The organism is Caproicibacter fermentans (assembly GCF_009746625.1).
GTDB lineage: Bacteria > Bacillota > Clostridia > Oscillospirales > Acutalibacteraceae > Caproicibacter > Caproicibacter fermentans.
In genome coordinates this window covers 1-2,350 of record NZ_VWXL01000034.1, presented here as the reverse complement: position 1 = coordinate 2,350, position 2,350 = coordinate 1, and the positions used below count along the sequence as shown (strand labels likewise).

Sequence of the window (2,350 nt, the reverse complement as noted above, 5' to 3'; positions counted from 1 at the left end):
CGAACCAAAAATATGGTCAAGCCCTCGGCCTATTAGTACTGCCAAGCTGAACACGTTACCGTGCTTACACACGCAGCCTATCAACCTTGTAGTCTTCAAGGGGCCTTACCAGCTTATGCTGTGGGATATCTAATCTTGGAGTCGGCTTCACGCTTAGATGCTTTCAGCGTTTATCCGATCCGCACATAGTTGCCCAGCTGTGCCATTGGCATGACAACTGGTGCGCCAGAGGTGCGTCCATCCCGGTCCTCTCGTACTAAGGACAGCTCTCCTCAAATATCCTGCGCCCACGACAGATAGGGACCGAACTGTCTCACGACGTTCTGAACCCAGCTCGCGTACCACTTTAATCGGCGAACAGCCGAACCCTTGGGACCGAATACAGCCCCAGGATGTGATGAGCCGACATCGAGGTGCCAAACCTCCCCGTCGATGTGGACTCTTGGGGGAGATCAGCCTGTTATCCCCAGGGTAGCTTTTATCCGTTGAGCGACGGCAATTCCACTCTCATACCGCCGGATCACTAACTCCAACTTTCGTTTCTGCTCGGACCGTCATCCTCGCAGTCAGGCCAGCTTACGCGTTTACACTCTTTGGCACGGTTTCCGTCCGTGCTGAGCTGACCTTTGAGCGCCTCCGTTACTCTTTTGGAGGCGACCGCCCCAGTCAAACTGCCCGTCTAACAATGTCCCCCGGCCGGATTCACGGCCGCAGGTTAGAATTTCAGCAACTTAAGGGTGGTATCCCAAGGGTGACTCCACGGCAGCTAGCGCCGCCGCTTCACAGTCTCCCACCTATCCTGTACATAAATTACCGAAACCCAATATTAAACTACAGTAAAGCTCCATGGGGTCTTTCCGTCTTGTCGCGGGTAACCGGCATCTTCACCGGTACTACAATTTCGCCGGGCGGGTAATTGAGACAGTGCCCAGATCGTTACACCTTTCGTGCGGGTCGGAACTTACCCGACAAGGAATTTCGCTACCTTAGGACCGTTATAGTTACGGCCGCCGTTTACTGGGGCTTCAATTCAATGCTTGCACATCTCCTCTTAACCTTCCAGCACCGGGCAGGTGTCAGCCCCTATACGTCATCTTTCGATTTGGCAGAGACCTGTGTTTTTGCTAAACAGTCGCCTGGGCCTATTCTCTGCGGCCTCATTTCTGAGGCACCCCTTCTCCCTAAGTTACGGGGTCAATTTGCCGAGTTCCTTAACTACCCTTCTCCCGTTGGCCTTGGAATCTTCTTCCTGTCTACCTGTGTCGGTTTGCGGTACGGGCGCATCGGATATCCCATAAGACTTTTCTCGCCCTGCTCTGCGCATGCTTCCCTACTTGATTTCGGTCCCTTACGCCCGGGTCAACCAACGCCCGGGTCATGCCCTTTGCAGGTGTCATCTTACTTAAATCCTTCTGCGGCTACGGAATGTCAACCGTATGTGCATCGGCTACGCCTCTCGGCCTCACCTTAGCTCCCGGCTTACCTGGAGCGGACGAACCTTCCTCCAGAATCCTTAGACTTTCGGCCAATATGATTCTCACATATTTCTCGCTACTCATTCCGGCATTCTCACTTGAATGAAATCCACCGGCGCTTCCGCTCCGACTTCAACTCTCATTCAACGCTCTCCTACCATGCTCAAACATTCTCCAAACCTTCAATCGGCGCTCCATTTCAACCTTACTGTGAAATTTCGCGGCGCTTTGCGCCCGCTGATCCGGAACCTTTTCCTTCCTCTTCCGCTTCTGTGCGGGAAAGAGGCTTTCCGCAGCGCTTCCGCGCCGCCGGATTCCGCTTCTCAACTTCCTGAAAGCATGGAGAATATTTGAGCATCCCAAGCTTCGGTACACGATTTCAGCCCCGTTGAATTTTCGGCGCAGGGTCACTCGACCAGTGAGCTATTACGCACTCTTTTAATGAATGGCTGCTTCTGAGCCAACATCCTGGTTGTCTAAGCAACCCCACATCCTTTGCCACTTAACCGTGTTTAGGGACCTTAGCTGTGGGTCTGGGCTGTTTCCCTTTCGACAATGAAACTTATCTCACACTGTCTGACTCCCGTACATCAATTATCCGGCATTCTGAGTTTGATAGGCTTCGGTAGCCTTTCGGCCCCTAGACCATTCAGTGCTTTACCTCCGGTAATCTAATACGAGGCTAGCCCTAAAGCTATTTCGGAGAGAACCAGCTATCTCCGGGTTCGATTGGAATTTCTCCGCTACCCACACCTCATCCGCTACCATTTCAACGGGAGTCGGTTCGGTCCTCCATGGGGTTTTACCCCCACTTCAACCTGGACATGGGTAGGTCACCCGGTTTCGGGTCGAATACAACTGACTTCATACGCCCT

The 2,350-nt window shown here is 53.0% G+C and carries 1 rRNA gene; it reads right to left on the bottom strand.

The window, feature by feature from the left end:
• Positions 1-12: 12 nt before the first annotated feature.
• Positions 13-2,350 (bottom strand): 23S ribosomal RNA (locus tag CAFE_RS05825); the annotation flags it as partial.